The following is a 16,966-nucleotide window of genomic DNA, read 5'->3' on the forward strand; positions in this document are numbered from 1 at the left end:
TTAAAAGAATCCCTCACCAAGATAAAGGAGAACGCCATGAAATATGTAACGCCCTCTTGTTTATGTTTCAGTCTGTTTCTGGTCGCCTGTGCGAACGAGGATACCTCTGAAACGGTCGTTGTGAAAAAGCCGATCACTGACCCGGTATCCAATGAGGATGTGTCGCGGGAATTCAGCGAAGCCTACAACACCAGTAAAGAATTCACGCAGCAGAAGCACGACGAGTACGCAGCCAGGCTTAATGAGCAACTCAAAGAACTTAACGTCAAAATCGATCAACTGCAGGAGAAAGGCAGCGATCTCAAAGACGACGCGAAGGTTAAGTGGAGTGAACAGATGGACGAGTTGAAAGTCAAACGCGATCACGTAAGTGTGAAACTCGAAGAGTTTAACGACGCGTCCGCAGATGCCTGGGAGGGTCTCAAACAGGACCTGGACACTGCCTGGGAAAACTTAGAAGACTCTTTCGAGAAGACCAAGAACGAAGTTAATAACTCCGTCGACTAGACTGTGTCCCGTTTTACTGTAGCGTCTCCAGGGCCATTTGGATCGAGTATCCTGGATCGGGAGACACTATGGTTAAATGTAACGCGATCTAGCGCCTGATATTCATTGTAACTTCTTGATTAGAAACCGATTATGAGTTCTGTCAGGCAATCCTCGGATTTGCTGCAAAGGTCTCGGTTTTTCCGGGACAACTGTGGCATTTGCCTGACTGCCTCATTAAAATTGTTACTTTGCCACAACTGTTTAAGTTGCCTGGAATACCTGTTATTGTTGTTCTGGAAGAGCTTTCCAGCCGATAAATAGCTAAGTAAGCCTGTTTGATCCGCGCCAGAAGATGAAACGCCTTTGGTCTTAATCAGAATGTGGCGATTGCAGTTGACAGTTAGATTAATCGATGTATAACGGCCCACTAAATTATACCGGTAAGTGTACCGGGTCTGCAGCATATCGATAACTCTTTAACCGCGACCGATTCAATTATCATTGGGTTTGCTACCATGCAGAGAAAACAATCACAGGCTGTAGAAGGTGAGCTTCGGCAGCAGGTCCGGGAAATCATCACAACTCAATATGAAGTTCAAAACGACGGTCCGCTGGTGGAGCGTCTGATCGAGTTGACGATGAATTATCTGGGAGACTGCCGTGAAGCGGGTGAGATTTATATCATCCAGGCAATCGATTTTGCGATCGAACAGCTGGCTTCCGAAAGCAATGAAGTTCCCGTCTATCAGGACGCGATCGAGTACGGCGGCGGACTCAAATAGGGTTGGCCTTCACCTTTTACGCAACGGGAATCAGGCTCCCCAGCGGTCGAATCTACCAGTACCTTCAGCGTTTCGTTTCAGCCTGCGGTCTGTGAAATGCGGCCTGTGCTTGTTAAGACTCACGGCACAGTTGACAGAGTATCTTGAAAGAGTCTTCGATCTCACGCCAACGGCCAACCGCTTCCAGTTCCAGCGACAAATGGTTGCTGAAGGGCAGAGCACTGTCACCCTGGGAAGTCAGAGTTTTGAGAAACTGGATCTGCTTCCGAAAATAATCTTCAGCGTGAATTGATCCAAACGGTAAATCACCCAGATGCCCTTTCTCGGAACTGTCAGAAATATGGGCATGGACGATGTGCCTGCGAAAGGTCTCGAATGCTTTATTCTTTGTGAGCGCTTCGGTGAGATAGAACGTACCCGTGTCATCCTGCTTCAACAGGCCGGCCAGGCTGTAGTGAGACAGGTCCAGATTGAAGCCGATGCTGGTACTCTCTGCCAGCAGCTCAGCTATGCGTGCGATACTCTCGGCGGAGTTCACCAGAAACATACTGCCTGGTTCCAGTTCCAGCGAATAGGGAATGACATTGTTCCGATCCTGATCTGCGACCGTCGCATCCAGACCGTCAATTAACTTTTCCAGAGTGTTGCCCGTCTGATCCGGGGGAGTTAAGGTGGAAATCAGTCTTTTCCGCTCTTCCTCGAATTCCACTCCAGCGATACGGCTGCCACACACCAGCTCAATGGCTCGAATCTGCCACTGGTCCTCCTGATTGAAGCGTTGTGCCAGCCGCTGCATGCCGGAGACAGCCCCGAAAGTCTGGGACCGCCGCGTTGCATCAGCGTGTGAAATTTCGGGAAAAAACGACGCGAACGCAATCGGCGTGATTCGCATACGACGAAATCGATCTGCGAGGAACTCATACGTTTTCTCAAGCAGCGCAGTATCCGTGATGAGCTTGTTCAGAAACCCCGTCAGTCCCATTGAGTCAGGTAAATCGAGTTCGGTTTTGAGGTACAGGAAATCGGGTTCCATTAAGATGTAGAGCTCGACCGGCAGATAGCTTGGATCCGTCTGATCGCTCTGTAGAAAATACTCGTAAAAATCCTTCCTTAAATTCTTAAAGCAGTCTTGGATTCTGGGCTGACGAACCGGATCGGGAGTCAGAAATCCGCTGGCAATAAAAGATGTGATAATCGATGGCGTAAGCATGTTGACGGTATCTTCAATACGACGGTCTGTCTTGATTATTTCAGGTTGAGGGAAAACTCGCGGGAGTCCAGCGCTTCTATCTTTTGTTGCTTGTAAATCACGTTTGAACCCGAGGCATCATAAATCCTGAGACGAACCTGGATCCGATTATCTTTGACCCGCGGAAGACACACGAGCCAGTACCAGTTTCGTTGTTCTTCATCCGAGAGGTTTAATTCCGTTTTCGTTCGCTCCAACTGTGAGTCAATAAACTTGTAGAGATCCTTCAGAATCGTTTTGTTACCAGTTTTCAGCAGATTGATTTTCAATTTGGCCAGAATCGAGGCAGCCAGTACATAACGTGTATTCTGGTAAGTGACCTGCGTTTCATTGTCAGTGGGAAACCGGAGAGCGATTAATATCAGTCTCTGGAGCGCATCCGCTTCCTGTTTCAGATTCAGGTGACATTCTAAGTCTTCGAGGATGCCTGTCGTAAAGTGTTTGACCGGTTGGGTACGTTCGAGCGGTACGCTTTGCTTTGGTGCCAGATAACGTGTCATTCCCTGGGGAAGGATTGCCAGAGATTCGAACGCGGGGGGGCCTATTTTTTTCTCTCTCTCTGGTAGATCATGGTCGTGATAGCGGGCACATTCCACCAGGCTGTCCCTGATAGGGAGGAGACGGAGCGGACCGGTTGCCGGATCGTTTAAAATGAGTTCCTCTTTCAGACCACCGGTTCCTGGATCAAAACTGTATTTTGTACCCACAACCAGGATCGCGTGCGGGTGTGTTTTATCCGGTTCCTTAGGTAGGCGGGTCGGAGGCTGTATTCTGGCATCGTACAGCAGTTCTGCATCTATCAGCGTTATTTGCGGGATCAGGGACCTGGCATAGGCTTCGACTTCAATCCGCTGCAGGATCCGCTCATTCAGGATGGGGTCATCTCCCAAATCTGCTGAAAAGGTCGATATCAAATGCCCACAGGACTCTTTGTTCTGATTTTTCCGGTATCGGTCTGGTAAATTATGTACCGACAAAATCAGCTGAGAATCTCTGGAGAAATGATGCTTAAAATGGTTCTTAAAATAATTGTAGATACTTTGTGGCTCTAAACCTCGGAGGGGAATCGAGAGTGTTTCCCTGTCTCCTTCTGAACTGGTTGCGGCCAGATAGGAAATATCTGCGATTCCATTGATCTGCCTCAGGTTATCAATATGATACATTTCCAGCATGAAGATACAGGCTTGGGCACACATCCCTCCCGAATAATCAGAATGCGTGACAAAGGGAATACCACATTCCCCAGGTTGACCCCCATAATGTTTAAGCAGATCCGCTTGCGCGACATTCCAGAAATTGACTGACTGCGGAGATTTGAAACAGATCTGACGATACTTTTCCGGAATGCGTATCACGGAATCAGCCAGCTTCCCGTAACGACCTTGTTCAACCATACGGGGTTTTTTCAAAATTGTGACATCGTCGGCATAAGCCGCTTCCAATGCCTTCTGAAGCAGTTTCGACCGTCGAAAGGTGAGGAAACCATAACCTTCCTGGCCACCCAACTCGATCCGGATTCCAAAACGCGGCATGTAAATGCAGTAAAGTTCGATTTCGCTGCGGCAGACTATCGAAGGGGCCAGTCGAAACTGAAGAAATGGATTTGTTTCGGGATTCTTTCTTAACTCAACAATCATCCGTTTGGCAACATCGTCGTCACTAAACGGAGTGATCGCGTCTATGATCGTTTCAAGAATCTCTTTTCCACATTGTTCGATGGCATCTTGCAGTTCGATATTCGAGGGCATGTTTCGTGTGCGAGCTGAAGGGGGTATCTGTGAAAAGACACGAATCCATTAAGTAGAAGGGATGCAATAATGGTCGTGTGCCTGACCAATCTTTGAATATACGCACCTGTGAAAATATGTGCAAGTATGCAGATGCATTTATTTGTCAGCTCCTGAACACGTCACCAATTAACAGGACTCACTCACACACGTCTGACTGACGGCGCTAATCCAGCAAAAACCGCCACCCGGGATTTGGCTTTTCGGCCTTATTATCCTCAAGGCCGGTCAGGGAATTTGATCCTGTCTCTGCTTGTCGATGTGATTCGCGACTGAGGCTCGAATCTCATCCGTAAGTGGAAAACAGGACAATGCCTCCAGCAGCGCAGGCACACGAGGTGATTTGATTTGTCTCACGGCGATCAGGCTGGCAGCCAGGAGATCTTCATTTGCAGAACGCACCAGAATTGTCAGTGAGGCAATGAGCCTTTCAGTCGAAAAATTCGCCGCGAGCTGGACATTCCAGTAGATGATTTCTCTTGCGGGAGAACCCAGATTTTCTAACAGCTGTGGGACAACATTTCCCGCCTGATATTGCATCACCGCCCCTTCAATCGCCTGGTACACTCCGTAGCCATTACCCGGTCCGAACACATTTAACAACTGCGGCAGCGCCACTCTGATAGGATGATGCCGAGCCAGAAAAGCGAGGCACTGATTCTGGTTCATGGCGTGTTTTAAGTTCTATGATATGATCAGTCCATGGGGAGTATGTTGCATACGATAAGGGGATGATTCTGAAGGATACCTTAAATTGGTTTCTCAGTAAATTAATAAATTTGTGATAGACGCGCACTCTTCTTTAGCGGAAAATAGCAGTGTCATTCGTGCCTGACCAACACGCGAGTGACAAGGTCGCGCCGCCTGGCATTGCATTTTTCAGCAAGGGAGAAGGAAAATGGGTTATGAAGCCTGGGTTACAAGCGATATCGGAGCCCCGTTTAGCAGGCAGACACTGGAGCGGGAACCGCTGGGACCCGAAGAGGTGGAGGTGGCGGTTGAGCATTGCGGCGTCTGTCATTCAGATCTTTCCATGTGGCAGAACGAGTGGGACATGACCACCCTGCCTGCCGTCTTTGGTCATGAAGTCATCGGCCGGGTCACCGCACTGGGATCGCAGGCGAAAGGGTTAAGCGTCGGACAACGGGTTGGCGTGGGCTGGTTCAGCGGCAGCTGCATGCATTGCCGACAGTGTCTGTCTGGAGATCAGCATTTATGCCTGGAAGGGCAGCCCACGATCGCCGGTCACCTGGGAGGCTTTGCCAGTTCCGTCCGCGCTCACTGGGCCTGGACGATCCCGCTGCCCGATGGTCTGAACTTTGCCGATGCCGGTCCCCTGTTGTGTGGCGGTATTACGGTCTTCAATCCGCTCAGCCGATTCGCAACGCCTAAGAGTCGCGTGGGCATCGTCGGCATCGGGGGGCTCGGACATATGGCGGTGAAATTTGCGTCCGCGTACGGCTGCGATGTGACCGCCTTCACCTCCCGCGAAAGCAAGTTCGACGAAGCCCGCGGTTTCGGCGCACATCATGTTGTCGCCAGCCGGGACTCGGCTGCAATCCTGGAGCTGGAGAATTCCCTGGACCTGCTGATCGTCACCGTGAACGTCCCTCTCGACTGGGACGCCCTGTTGAAAACGCTCGCCCCCAATGGCAGGATGCATGTGGTAGGCGCGGTCCTGGAACCGATTCCGGTTCCCGTCTTCACGCTACTCACTCGCCAGGCCAGTGTGAGCGGCTCTCCCACCGGTTCCCCTGTCACGATGGCCGAGATGCTCGATTTCGCCGCCCGACACAACATCGCCCCGCAGACCGAACACTTCCCCATGCGCCAGATCAACGAAGCCTTTCAGCACGTGTCCGAAGGCAAAGCCCGCTATCGCGTGGTGCTCGATGCTGATATTTGAAGTTGAGAGCAGTTCGCTTCGGACTGAACTAATCAGAGAGTGAATGCTGCGCCTGTCGTTACGCCTTCACTCATCTGACCTGCCTCAAAAACCTGTACCAGGTCTTATGAAGGTTGGTACAGGTTTTTGAGGCAGGTCAACATTTCAAAAATGAAAATAAGATTCTTAACAAAAAATTTTACAAGCCATAGTCTCAAAATCTCTTTATTGTCTAATTTAGTCTACTATTAAAACAGTGTATGGAATACCATTAAAAAAGATGTGGTCGGTTGTATATTTTATTGACGTTTATATTTGTTGTGAGGAAATATCGAGAAATGGCAAAGAATTTTTTCACTGAGTCCTTAGAGCAATCTGTTATCAAAACGTCAATAGTCTCAAAGTACTTCAGTGTTTGGGCTAAAGTTATAAAGAGGGCTGTTATTCAAAAAAATTCAAAGCTAGCGTATATCGACCTGTTTGCTGGTCCGGGACGATATAATGATGGAACAAAATCAACACCCTTATTGGTTTTAGAGCAAGCGATTGATGATGATTTTTTGCGGGAAAGATTAGTTACAATATTTAATGATAAAGAGGGAACTTCTACGGATAAATTAACTGATGAAATTAAGAGGCTTCCCGGTATCGAGAATTTAAAATACAAACCAACTGTTTACACTGGTGAGGTTGGTGAAGATATCATAAAGATCTTTGAGAAAACTAGGTTCGTTCCTACTTTTTTCTTTGTTGATCCTTGGGGATATAAAGGTCTATCGCTCCAACTGATTAATTCTGTTCTCAAGCATTGGGGATGCGATTGCGTTTTTTTCTTTAATTATAATCGCATAAATATGGGGCTAAATAATTCGATAGTAAAGTCGCATATGGATGCTTTATTTGGTGAGACGCGTGCTGATTTATTAAGACAGGAACTTGACGATTTAGACCCTGAAGCTCGCGAACTTACTATCGTGGAGACAATAGGCGAGGCTTTGCAGGAAATGGGGGGGAAATATGTCTTACCATTTCGTTTTCGAAACAAAAAAGGAGTCAGAACAAGTCACCATCTAATTTTCGTATCCAAAAATATTCGTGGGTACGAAATAATGAAAGACATAATGGCAAAAGAAAGCTCTGAAGAAGAACAGGGCGTACCAACATTTGAATACAACCCTTCTATAAAAAAACAAGGTTTACTTTTTGAACTTTCGAGACCACTTGATGATCTAGGAGAGATGTTACTTGATGTGTTTAGTGGCAGAACTATGAGAATGATTGATATATTTAATGAGCATCATGTTGGGAGACGATTTGTCTCTAGGAACTATAAAGATATTTTAAAGCTCTTGGAAAAACAGAATAAGATATCCACAGACCCTCCAGTTGATAAACGTAAAAAAGGTACTTTCGGCGATAGTGTCAAAGTAACTTTTCCATAGGGACACACTATGTCTAAATCAAATATTGAATGGACTGAATCAACTTGGAATCCGCTAACAGGTTGTACTAAAGTCAGTCCTGGTTGCAAATTTTGTTATGCAGAGCGTCTTTCAAAACGACTTAATGCTATGGGGCTGAAAAACTATTCAAACGGATTCAAATTAACTCTTCAGCCACAAATGCTCGAACGTCCTTTAGGGTGGAAAAAACCTCAAACAATTTTCGTTAATTCTATGAGCGACTTATTTCACAAAGAGGTTGAAGTTGAATACATTCATCGAGTATTTGACGTTATGAGAAGGGCGTATTGGCATCGATTCCAAGTATTAACCAAGAGGGCTGATCGACTTGAAGAATTAAGCCCTGTAATTGATTGGCCAGAGAATGTCTGGATGGGAGTGAGCGTGGAAAATCAAGATTATACTTTCCGTATAGATCATCTGAGACACACTAATGCTCATATAAAGTTCCTTTCAATCGAGCCACTTATAGGACCGATTGATGATCTAAATCTTACAGATATTGATTGGGTGATTGTCGGTGGTGAATCTGGGCCAGGCGCTCGACCAATCGAAGAAGAATGGGTCACAAAAATTCTTAATCAATGTCAAGAAGAGAAAGTCCCATTCTTTTTTAAACAATGGGGAGGAGTAAATAAAAAGAAAACTGGAAGGTTGCTGGATGGGCGAACTTGGGATGAAATGCCGGATGTCGAAAATATCGAAAAAGCGGCATCTTAATTCGGAGAATATAATTTTCTCACCGACTCACTCATCAAAGTGCGATTTTTTCCTGAGCAGATGATGATAATGCTGGGCGAAGCGGTGGGATTCGTCGCGGACGTATTGCAGGAGTCTTAAGCCGTAGGAATGGCGGCTCAGGCGGCGGGGTTCGGTTTCGCCGGGGACGTAGACTTCTTCTTCCCGTTTGGCCAGGGAGATTGTGAAGGGGGGCTCGACGCCCAGTTCGCGCATCGCGGTCATTGCCGCGTTGAGCTGCCCTTTACCGCCGTCAATCAGCAGGATGTCGGGGAATGTTTCTCCCTCCTGATGCAGGCGACGAATCCGGCGGCTGACGACTTCGCGGATCGAAGCGAAATCGTCGATCCCTTTGACCGTGCGGATTTTGAATCGCTTGTAGCCATGCTTGAAGGGCAGCCCGTCGATGAACTGCACCAGGCTGGCGACGGTTTCGCCCCCCTGCAGATGTGCGATGTCGACCCCTTCGATCCGCCGGGGCAGCTCGGGCAGGCCGAAAACTTTCTTCAGACCCTGCATTCCTTTTTTGGGGTCGATGTAAAAGACTTCGGGTTGCGCGTGGTCTTCCAGGTTGCCGCGAAGTTTGATGCTTTCGAGCAGCTGGATTTCATCCCGCAGCCGGGCCGCTTTCTCGTAGAGTTTGGCTTCCGAAGCGGCCAGCATCTCTTTTCGCATTTCGTTGAGCAGCCGGTCTTTTTTGCCGTCGAGAAACAGTTTAAGCTTGTTGATGTCCTTGCGGTAGTCTTCTTTGCTGATCCGCAAGTTACAGGGAGCCGTGCACTGGTTGATGCTGTGCAGCAGACAGGGGCGGAACCAGCGCCACTTTTCGTCCCCCTCTTCGATGTCCAGCGAACAGTTGCGGAAGCGGAAGATTTTCTGCAGCACGGTAATGGTGCCCCGCAGCTGTTTCGCGTTGGTGAACGGGCCGTAGAGCTTGGTTCCTTTGCTCTTGGGCGTACGGGTGAATTCGACACGCGGAAAATCTTCGCGTGTCGTGATTTCCAGGTAAGGAAACGTCTTGTCGTCTTTGAGTTCCGAATTGAATCGCGGGCGAATGTCCTTAATGAGCCGTGCTTCGAGCAGCAGGGCGTCGACTTCGGTCTCCGTTTCCAGGTAATCGATGTCCGCGATTTCGGTGACCAGTTCCGCGGTGCGACGTTCGACGGCTGCGGCCTGGTTGAAATAACTGGAGGCGCGACTTTTCAGATTGACGGCTTTCCCCACGTAAATCACGCGGGCCTGCGCGTCTTTCATCAGGTACACGCCGGGCGTAGTGGGGAACTGGCGGACCTTTTCCTGCGGTGTCTGCGCAGCTTCTTCCGGCGCGGGAACGGCTGGCTCCGCTTCGGGCGGTTCACTATCGGGAAGATTGTCCGTATCAGACACGGAATCCGATTCCTGTAGACGAAAGGTAATGACTTAATGTTGCAGGCATTTGTTCATTATAGAAGGGGAGAACCGGTTTCAGAAGTCGTTATTTTCTTCGATCATCTGTTTGACAACTTCGCGGCGGTCACCGGTCGCTTCCATGATCTCCAACTGCCGCTTGGCCCCGGATTTATGCACCAGGTCACAGATACGGTCCAATTCGTCCGTACACTCCAGGCGTTCTGACATCGGCGAAACCAGATCCACCAGTTGCTTGGTCGTATCAATCACGGAAAACAGTTTGTAATTCTCACTGCTGACCAGGCTGGCATCGATGCCGTAACGGGTCGCCCGCCATTTATTCTGCTGGACCATCATCGGATGATGTTGCAACTGGTAGGCACCTTCGTCGATTTCATCAGAAATGCATTTCACCATGCACTGCACGAACGCGGTGAGGGAGAGCACCTGCTCCAGGTTGGCCGGCATATCGCACACGCGGATTTCGACGGTGCCGAAATTATGATGCGGGCGGATGTCCCACCAGATTTCACGAATCGTATTAATGAAGCCGGTGCTGATCAGGTGATTGATGAGCCACGTGTATTCGCTCCAGTTCCGCATCGTGGGAGGCAGACCGGCGGTGGGCAGGCCTTCCATGATTTTTGAACGGTTCGAATGCAGGCCCGTATTACGGCCTTCCCAGAAAGGCGAGTTCGAAGAGAGCGAGAGCAGCAGCGGCAGATAGCGCAGCATGCGATCACACACCATGACGGCTTTGTCGCCGGAATCGACGCCGACATGAATGTGCAGACCGAACGTGACCAGGCGGCGGGCAACGTCCTGCATCAGATCGACGAGTTCGTAATAGCGATCGTTCACGGTAATTTTCTGATCCCGCCACGAAGAGAACGGATGCGTGGCCGCCCAGAACAGTTTCAGCCCCAGCTTGTCGGCGGCGGCAGTCACATCTTTGAGTTTACCGGTCAGATCCTGGCGCACATCTCCGACTGTGCGACAGACGTCAGTATTGATCTCCAGGTAACTCTGCATCAGTTCCGGCTTAACGTATTTGGCCGTCTCTTCCGGCAGTTCCGCCAGTATTTCCGTAATCGAGTTCGAGAGCGCATAGGTCTCTGTATCGACAAGTTGCAGTTCCAGTTCCACACCCAGTGTCGGGTAATCGTTTCTGGCAAAGGAGATGGTTCCCATCGTACTAATTCCCTTTTTGGATGAGCCTGGGGTTCAATGAAAGTAACATAGCAGTCTGCAGCATGATGCGACTGCCTATTATAAGGGCCCGCTCGTCGATATCGAAATACGGGGAATGCAGAAACACCGCTTTCACATCGGGATGGGCACAGCCCAGCCGCAACATGGCTCCGGGTATCTGCTGCAGGTAAATCGAAAAATCTTCTCCCCCCATGCTGGGCAGGTCAATCAGGCCGACCTGCTGCACGCCCAGCACGTCTTTTGATGCCTGTTCCAGGGCAGCAGAAATGTTATGGTCGTTGACGACGGCGGGCAGGGGGGATTGAAACAGGACCTCAATTCGAGTTCCTGTGCTGCGGGCAATGCCGGCAGCGATGTCTTCAATTCGCTGATGCAGGACAGCGCGGGCCTGGTCGTTCGTGGAACGCAGCGAGCCTTTCAGATGCGCAATTTCAGGGATCACATTCGGAGCGAGGCCCGAAGCGATCTGGCCGATGGTAAAGACGGCGGGGGTGCGCGAATCGATGGAGCGGGGCAGATTCTGATACAGGCTGGAGATCAACTGCGCGGCAGTCGTAATCGGGTCATTCCCATGATGGGGACGCGCGGCATGCGCGCCCATCCCATGAATTTCAAAGTGGACTTCATCGCAGAAGGCGGTCATCACACCATAACGGATTTTGGCAGCCCCGGCGATGATTTCCGGGTCCATATGCAGGCCGATAATCGCGCTCACGTCATCGACGGCGCCCTGTTCCACCATCCAGCGGGCACCCAGGCAGATTTCTTCCGCCGGTTGAAAAATGAATCGCAGCCGCATTCCCTGGCCGGGCCAGTCTTTCTCAAACAGTTCGGAACAGCGATGGAGACCCAGTGCCGCGCCCAGCGCAATCGAGGTATGGGCATCGTGACCACACAGATGACCGACGCCCGGATTATGCGAACAGTATTCGACTTCTTTCAGATCGGTAATTCGCAAAGCGTCGATGTCGGCGCGAATGCCGATCAGCGGTGCGTCAGCAGGCGGAGTTCCCAGCGTCATATCGGCGATCACGCCCACGCCGTTTTTCATCAGCTTTGGTGCAAGTCCAATTGTTTCCAGTGTTTTGCAGATCAGTTGAGACGTCTGTTTTTCTTCGCCGCTGATCTCGGGGTTTTTATGCAGGGTGCGACGAATATCGATAATCGTCGGCTCCAGTTTGCTGAGTACCTGTTCGAGTTGTTTTGCAACGGCCTGGTAGAAGGCTCTGATGTCGGTCTGATCGAGCGAAAAGGATGCCACTGGGTACTCCGGGTTCTGCCCTGATTAGTCCAGACCATCTGCGCGACAGTCAATAAAATCAGAGACTGAGATAAAAAACTCTTTATTTATAATTCTTATTTTAATGAAGTTAAGGTTATCATAAAGGTATAAGCAGTAAACAATGGAGTTCAGGAAAAAATAATTGAACAGCATCCCCGATCATCCTTAGCGAAGTCCCCGCCAAATTCACCATCCCGATTGAGAACAGGAAGCGACCCCATGCAGGAACCAAACCAGGAACGCCGAAATCTATTAAAGGGCGCCGTTGCGACTTCTCTGGCATCGCTGGCAGGCAGTCTTTCGCTGGGTGAAGCTGCCGACGCGAAAGCCGATCCCGATTTAATCAAGCGTGAGAATCAGAAAGAGGGCTCCAGCGACTGGCAGTTGACTCGGATCCAGCTGGATAAACGTGATGGCTTTCGCTCACCCAAAATTGAAGGCTACTGTTCCCGACAAAGTGTCGCAGCGGGCGAGCCCATCGACATCATGGTCTCAACACGACCCGCGCAGGAATTCAAAATCGAAATCTTTCGCACCGGTTATTACGACGGACGTGGTGCGCGGCTGATGAAAACACTGGGACCGTTTCAGGGTAAACCACAGCCCGTGCCTCAACCGGGTCAGAAGAATCTGCATGAATGTCACTGGGATGCCGCGGTGACGTTGACGATTCCCGATGACTGGCCCAGCGGCGTCTACCTGGGACGACTCTCAACGTTGAAAGATAAAACCGGCTACGGATACTGGCAGAGTTATGTCGTGTTCATCGTCAAAGATGATCGTCCCGCGGATATCCTGTTTCAGTGTTCGGACAATACCTGGCAGGCGTATAACAAGTGGCCCAGCAATTATTCGGTCTACACTCATCCCAAAGGGACGCAAGGTCCGTGGGCCGACGTCAGCTTTGATCGACCCTATGCCAAGTACGCGCAGATTTATGAGAACCCGCAGTCCGTCGGTTCGGGGGAATGGCTCTGCTTCGAATTTCCGTTTGCTTACTGGCTGGAAAAACATGGCTACGATGTGACCTACTGTTCCAACAGCGACATGCTGACTCCCGAGCATGGCCTGAAATGCAAATCGTTTCTCTCGGTCGGCCACGATGAATACTGGGATATCAGGCATTATGAATCGGTCGTGAAAATGCGTGACGCGGGCGTGAACCTGCTGTTCTTCTCCGGGAACTCGGTCTGCTGGGTGACACCGATGACAGCCAGTTCGGATGGTCGCCCGAATCGTATCATGTTTCGTGGCGGGCCGTATGGCGGCAAGTACAAATACGCGGAAGCCCGCGAGCGGGATAACGGACCGTTTCCACATCGCGGCCCTGACGAAGGTTATCTGATGGGTTCGCGCAATGTCGACCCGGTCAACGGCGGCGGCGACTGGGTCTGTGAACTGCCTGAGCACTGGATCTTCGAAAATACCGGCATGAAAAAAGGGGACGCGATTCCCGGTCTGATCGGCTGGGAGTATCACGGCGATCCTCCCGCCGACATCCCCGGTCTGGAAGTCGTGGCAAAAGGAACCGCGCTGCAGGGAGGCGTCAATCCGCAGCAGTGGACGGCGACCATATATCCCGGGCCGAAAAACAACTTCGTCTTCAACGCCTCGACAATCTTCTGGTGCCAGGATCTCTCCAGTCCGCCCGGACATATGCTGCCCTGGTCACACTGGTCGCGACCACACGGACCCGATGAACGCGTGCAGCAGATCACACATAACATCATGAGACGAGCCACTTCCTGAACAGGCTACAGATTGAAATCGGAACACAACGTCCCCTGAATCAGGGGGCGTTGTCGTTTTCGAAGTACGCTGTTTCTGCTTCAAATCGCATTCCACCTCGGTTCGCATTCCGATCTTCAACGAAAACACATCAAAACTTCGCAATTGGTGGAGAATTCTGAAATAAAATTTCGCAGACATGCGTGAGTCGCTCTGGATGAGTTATCGCTCTCCTGTGACTTTCATCAAATTGCAATTGCTTTTCGCCAGTTGAATCGATAACAGCGCGGACTTTTCTGTCCTGGTTTATTGAAAAACATTTCAAGAAAACCTGTTGCCTGGAACCGGTTATTTATCTCGACTTCATCAAATCTTTCCCATCGCTGGGTATAAAAGGGGCCTTGTTACTGACGGACTCATTCCAGTACCTGGTATACGCTTTCAGCAATCGACAACATCTTCGCGTTGTCTTGAAACAGAGCGAACACCTGTATCGAATTATTTCAGGTGCATGTCCAGAGGTAAAACCGCTTGTTCTATTCCCTCTCTTTTATTTGTGAGGACCTCAGATGTTGTTCACAGGCATCCCGCCCCGGCGACGTTCCGGATTTACTCTGATTGAGCTGCTGGTCGTAATTGCGATTATTGCGATTCTGATAGCCCTGTTATTGCCCGCCGTGCAGCAGGCCCGGGAAGCAGCCCGACGCTCCACCTGCAAAAATAACCTCAAGCAACTGGCCATCGGTCTGCATAACTACCATGACACGCATGACGTGCTCCCCTTTGGCTGGGATCAGCGGGGCGCCGCCTGGAGTGCCATGATTCTGCCGGCGATCGAGCAGGGCAATCTTTACGATACCCTGATTTTCCAGGAATCGGGAGACGGAAACTGGGACTCCGGCTCTGCCAATACAACTGCTGCAAGTACTTATCTGCCCGTGTTCAACTGCCCGAGTGCACCGCTTCAGAAGCACTACAATTTTAACAATATCCCCCAGCGGGCACCCGGAACCTACCTGGGTAATGCTGGTTCTGAATCCAGTTCAGACGACGACTCAACCAAAGTATCCGGCTCAAAGTCCCTGGAAGAGGTGATTCAGGATGGTATGTTCTATGCCTGCAGCTGCGTCAGTTTTCGCGATGTCAAAGACGGAACTTCAAATACGTTTATCATAGGAGAAACACAGACCGACCTCGACTTTGGTAAAGACGGTCAGTCTATGGATCACTGGAATATCAGTTCTCCGCAGACTGATCCCTGCGGCTGTAATAACGGTACGGGCGGCAGTGAATTCTCTGAGTTCGTTGGTACCACTTATCCCCGGATGAACGCCCGCCGGACGGACCCTTCCGTCAGTGGCCATCTGATGGAGCTCTCATTTGGCAGCTGGCATTCGGGGGGAGGTCACATGGCGTACGCGGATGGCTCCGTTCATTTTATCTCAGAGAACATTGATAAAACGGTCTACCAGGCATTGTCCACCCGCTTTGGTCGCGAAGTGACCTCGAATTAATCGGACTGAATCAAGCGTGGATCGGCCGTACCTCTGTTTCATGAGTTTACAGGTACGTTCACTGTTATAATGATGGTTGTAAGGTGTTGATATGAAGTTGTTTATGTTGCTGTGTGGTCGTGCGGTTCCCCTGTGCCTCCTTTCCTGTCTGCTGTTGTCGGCAGGATGTGGGGGCTCGATCGAGGCTGATTACAGTAAGCTGGATCTGGTCGATGTTTCCGGCACTGTCACCCTTGATGGGCAGCCTCTGTCCGGTGCGACCGTCGTCTTTGAAGCACCGGATCGAACCTTTTCCTCAGGTGTCACTGATGCCAGCGGCCACTATTCGCTGATGTTCAATACCGAAAAATCAGGTTGCCTGACCGGGCAGAAAACCGTGCGCATCAGGTTTGTCACCGATTCCGAAACGCCGGAAGGGGAAGCTGAAACTGAAGGCACACAGGAATCGCCGGCAGCGTCCGGGCAGAAAATCCCGGAGCAGTACAATTCCAAATCAACGCTTACCGCCACCGTCAACGCGGATCAAACCAGCTTCGATTTTGACTTGAAAAGCAAGCCCTGATTTCCTGGCGGAATTCTTATTCATCCAGCTTTTCAATGCGTCTGGCGTGGCGGCCCCCTTCGAACGGCGTGCTGAGCCAGATGTCGATGATCTCGTACACATCGTGCAGCGAAACCATGCGTTCGCCAATTGAGATCATGTTGGCGTTATTATGCATGCTCGCCAGTCGCGCTGATTTCTCGTTCCAGCAGACCGCACAACGCACGCCTTTGATGCGATTCGCGGCGATCGCTTCTCCATTCCCGGAACCTCCCAGGACAATGCCCCGCGTATACTTTCCTTCCGCAACCGCGCGGGCCGCCGGCATGATAAAGTCGGGATAGTCAACCGACTCTGTGGAATCGGTGCCCATGTCTTCCACCTGGTATCCTTCTTTCGTCAGATACTCAATGATGCGGCGTTTGTACCGATAGCCGGCATGGTCGGAGGCAATAACAATACTTTTGACGGGGGTTTCTGCAGGAGTTGGAGATGTCATTCGTTCGAGATTCTAAAGTTGGTAATCCTGATTGTGGCATTCTTGCTGCAGATGCAACGGGCGAGACAGAAGGAACCTGGCTCGCCCGCATGTCAATTCTGACTGAAGAACTGCGGGAATCGAAAATGGGTTATAGTGGAAGTGAAGTGACTATTTGCCTATCCGGTAAAGTTGAGTTTTCGTCCGAATCAACAGTGTGTCCCCGGCGACTGCATACGAAGCGAGCGTCGGCTCTTTCAGATGATTGCGGCCGATCTCTTTATAGGTTTTGCCGGGAGCAATGATGGTGGTTTCGCCTTCTTCACTCTGGAAATAAATCTTACCATCGGCGTACAGGGGGGAAGCGGAGAAGTTGCCGCCAACCCGTTCTTTCCAGATCAGCTCACCGGTCTTCGCATCAAAGCACTG

The 16,966-nt window shown here is 50.5% G+C and carries 16 protein-coding genes (1 of these 16 running past the window's edge); 8 read left to right on the forward strand and 8 right to left on the reverse strand.

Annotated features, from left to right (window positions below; translation table 11 throughout):
* The first annotated feature begins 36 nt into the window (after positions 1-36).
* Both GmarT_RS03465 and GmarT_RS03470 read left to right on the forward strand, forming a co-directional pair.
* Complete coding sequence (locus tag GmarT_RS03465; RefSeq protein ID WP_052301209.1) at positions 37-507, forward strand: sll1863 family stress response protein; 471 nt, start codon at positions 37-39, stop codon at positions 505-507.
* 497 nt (positions 508-1,004) lie between these two features.
* The gene (locus GmarT_RS03470) at positions 1,005-1,271 is read left to right on the forward strand and encodes a hypothetical protein (protein ID WP_002644325.1); all 267 of its coding nucleotides are present in this window, start codon (positions 1,005-1,007) and stop codon (positions 1,269-1,271) included.
* A gap of 112 nt (positions 1,272-1,383) precedes the next feature.
* On the opposite strand, the gene GmarT_RS03475 is transcribed toward GmarT_RS03470, so the two are convergent.
* From GmarT_RS03475 to GmarT_RS03485, 3 genes are all read right to left on the reverse strand, one after another.
* On the reverse strand, positions 1,384-2,481 hold the full coding sequence (locus tag GmarT_RS03475) for an apurinic/apyrimidinic endonuclease family protein (RefSeq protein WP_002644324.1): 1,098 nt from the start codon (positions 2,479-2,481) through the stop codon (positions 1,384-1,386).
* Between the two features lie 35 nt (positions 2,482-2,516).
* Entirely contained in the window at positions 2,517-4,268 is a 1,752-nt protein-coding gene (locus GmarT_RS03480; RefSeq protein ID WP_002644323.1) for a hypothetical protein, read from the reverse strand.
* A 267-nt stretch (positions 4,269-4,535) separates the two neighbouring features.
* Entirely contained in the window at positions 4,536-4,976 is a 441-nt protein-coding gene (locus GmarT_RS03485; RefSeq protein ID WP_002644322.1) for a cysteine peptidase family C39 domain-containing protein, read from the reverse strand.
* A gap of 229 nt (positions 4,977-5,205) precedes the next feature.
* On the opposite strand from GmarT_RS03485, the gene ahr reads away from it, so the two are divergent.
* The 3 genes from ahr (at position 5,206) to GmarT_RS03500 (ending at position 8,375) form a co-directional block, all read left to right on the forward strand.
* On the forward strand, positions 5,206-6,213 hold the full coding sequence (ahr, locus tag GmarT_RS03490; RefSeq protein ID WP_002644321.1) for an NADPH-dependent aldehyde reductase Ahr: 1,008 nt from the start codon (positions 5,206-5,208) through the stop codon (positions 6,211-6,213).
* A gap of 317 nt (positions 6,214-6,530) precedes the next feature.
* Positions 6,531-7,634 (forward strand): three-Cys-motif partner protein TcmP, encoded by a 1,104-nt coding sequence (locus tag GmarT_RS03495; RefSeq protein ID WP_002644320.1) that lies wholly within the window; start codon positions 6,531-6,533, stop codon positions 7,632-7,634.
* Positions 7,635-7,643: 9 nt separating this feature from the next.
* Positions 7,644-8,375, forward strand: coding sequence for a DUF5131 family protein (locus tag GmarT_RS03500; RefSeq protein WP_044236350.1), 732 nt, complete (start codon positions 7,644-7,646; stop codon positions 8,373-8,375).
* Between the two features lie 27 nt (positions 8,376-8,402).
* Here GmarT_RS03500 and GmarT_RS03505 read toward each other — a convergent pair whose 3' ends face one another.
* The 3 genes from GmarT_RS03505 to GmarT_RS03515 all read right to left on the reverse strand — a co-directional run bounded on the left by GmarT_RS03505 (position 8,403) and on the right by GmarT_RS03515 (position 12,255).
* On the reverse strand, positions 8,403-9,779 hold the full coding sequence (locus GmarT_RS03505) for an excinuclease ABC subunit UvrC (RefSeq protein ID WP_002644318.1): 1,377 nt from the start codon (positions 9,777-9,779) through the stop codon (positions 8,403-8,405).
* Positions 9,780-9,857: 78 nt separating this feature from the next.
* Positions 9,858-10,973 (reverse strand): carboxylate-amine ligase, encoded by a 1,116-nt coding sequence (locus tag GmarT_RS03510; RefSeq protein ID WP_002644317.1) that lies wholly within the window; start codon positions 10,971-10,973, stop codon positions 9,858-9,860.
* Positions 10,974-10,977: 4 nt separating this feature from the next.
* Positions 10,978-12,255, reverse strand: a complete 1,278-nt coding sequence (locus tag GmarT_RS03515) for a M20 metallopeptidase family protein (RefSeq protein WP_002644316.1) — start codon at positions 12,253-12,255, stop codon at positions 10,978-10,980.
* Positions 12,256-12,495: 240 nt separating this feature from the next.
* Here GmarT_RS03515 and GmarT_RS03520 point away from each other — a divergent pair, with 240 nt between their 5' ends.
* The 3 genes from GmarT_RS03520 (at position 12,496) to GmarT_RS03530 (ending at position 16,080) form a co-directional block, all read left to right on the forward strand.
* Positions 12,496-14,025 carry a N,N-dimethylformamidase beta subunit family domain-containing protein gene (locus GmarT_RS03520; RefSeq protein WP_002644315.1) on the forward strand — a complete coding sequence of 510 codons (1,530 nt, stop codon included), beginning with the start codon at positions 12,496-12,498 and terminating at the stop codon, positions 14,023-14,025.
* 548 nt (positions 14,026-14,573) lie between these two features.
* The gene (locus tag GmarT_RS03525; RefSeq protein WP_002644314.1) at positions 14,574-15,518 is read left to right on the forward strand and encodes a DUF1559 domain-containing protein; all 945 of its coding nucleotides are present in this window, start codon (positions 14,574-14,576) and stop codon (positions 15,516-15,518) included.
* A 91-nt stretch (positions 15,519-15,609) separates the two neighbouring features.
* Positions 15,610-16,080, forward strand: coding sequence for a transthyretin-like family protein (locus GmarT_RS03530; RefSeq protein ID WP_198139389.1), 471 nt, complete (start codon positions 15,610-15,612; stop codon positions 16,078-16,080).
* A gap of 16 nt (positions 16,081-16,096) precedes the next feature.
* Here GmarT_RS03530 and rpiB read toward each other — a convergent pair whose 3' ends face one another.
* Positions 16,097-16,558, reverse strand: coding sequence for a ribose 5-phosphate isomerase B (gene rpiB / locus GmarT_RS03535; protein WP_002644312.1), 462 nt, complete (start codon positions 16,556-16,558; stop codon positions 16,097-16,099).
* Between the two features lie 150 nt (positions 16,559-16,708).
* Positions 16,709-16,966, reverse strand: the 3' portion of a protein-coding gene (locus GmarT_RS03540) for a PQQ-binding-like beta-propeller repeat protein (RefSeq protein WP_198139388.1). Its footprint extends 1,002 nt past the window's final position; the window shows 258 of its 1,260 coding nt (coding positions 1,003-1,260); the start codon falls outside the window, past its right edge; it ends in the stop codon at positions 16,709-16,711.

It is taken from the genome of Gimesia maris (genome assembly GCF_008298035.1).
Lineage (GTDB): Bacteria > Planctomycetota > Planctomycetia > Planctomycetales > Planctomycetaceae > Gimesia > Gimesia maris.

Excerpts from the sequence above, each read along its gene's own strand:
- GmarT_RS03480 (WP_002644323.1), bottom strand. The coding sequence starts at position 4,268 with ATGCCCTCGAATATCGAACTGCAAGATGCCATCGAACAATGTGGAAAA.
- GmarT_RS03500 (WP_044236350.1), top strand. The coding sequence starts at position 7,644 with ATGTCTAAATCAAATATTGAATGGACTGAATCAACTTGGAATCCGCTA.
- GmarT_RS03510 (WP_002644317.1), bottom strand. The coding sequence starts at position 10,973 with ATGGGAACCATCTCCTTTGCCAGAAACGATTACCCGACACTGGGTGTG.
- GmarT_RS03465 (WP_052301209.1), top strand. The coding sequence starts at position 37 with ATGAAATATGTAACGCCCTCTTGTTTATGTTTCAGTCTGTTTCTGGTC.
- GmarT_RS03530 (WP_198139389.1), top strand. The coding sequence starts at position 15,610 with ATGAAGTTGTTTATGTTGCTGTGTGGTCGTGCGGTTCCCCTGTGCCTC.
- GmarT_RS03485 (WP_002644322.1), bottom strand. The coding sequence starts at position 4,976 with ATGAACCAGAATCAGTGCCTCGCTTTTCTGGCTCGGCATCATCCTATC.
- GmarT_RS03520 (WP_002644315.1), top strand. The coding sequence starts at position 12,496 with ATGCAGGAACCAAACCAGGAACGCCGAAATCTATTAAAGGGCGCCGTT.
- GmarT_RS03470 (WP_002644325.1), top strand. The coding sequence starts at position 1,005 with ATGCAGAGAAAACAATCACAGGCTGTAGAAGGTGAGCTTCGGCAGCAG.
- rpiB (WP_002644312.1), bottom strand. The coding sequence starts at position 16,558 with ATGACATCTCCAACTCCTGCAGAAACCCCCGTCAAAAGTATTGTTATT.
- GmarT_RS03495 (WP_002644320.1), top strand. The coding sequence starts at position 6,531 with ATGGCAAAGAATTTTTTCACTGAGTCCTTAGAGCAATCTGTTATCAAA.
- ahr (WP_002644321.1), top strand. The coding sequence starts at position 5,206 with ATGGGTTATGAAGCCTGGGTTACAAGCGATATCGGAGCCCCGTTTAGC.
- GmarT_RS03525 (WP_002644314.1), top strand. The coding sequence starts at position 14,574 with ATGTTGTTCACAGGCATCCCGCCCCGGCGACGTTCCGGATTTACTCTG.
- GmarT_RS03475 (WP_002644324.1), bottom strand. The coding sequence starts at position 2,481 with ATGCTTACGCCATCGATTATCACATCTTTTATTGCCAGCGGATTTCTG.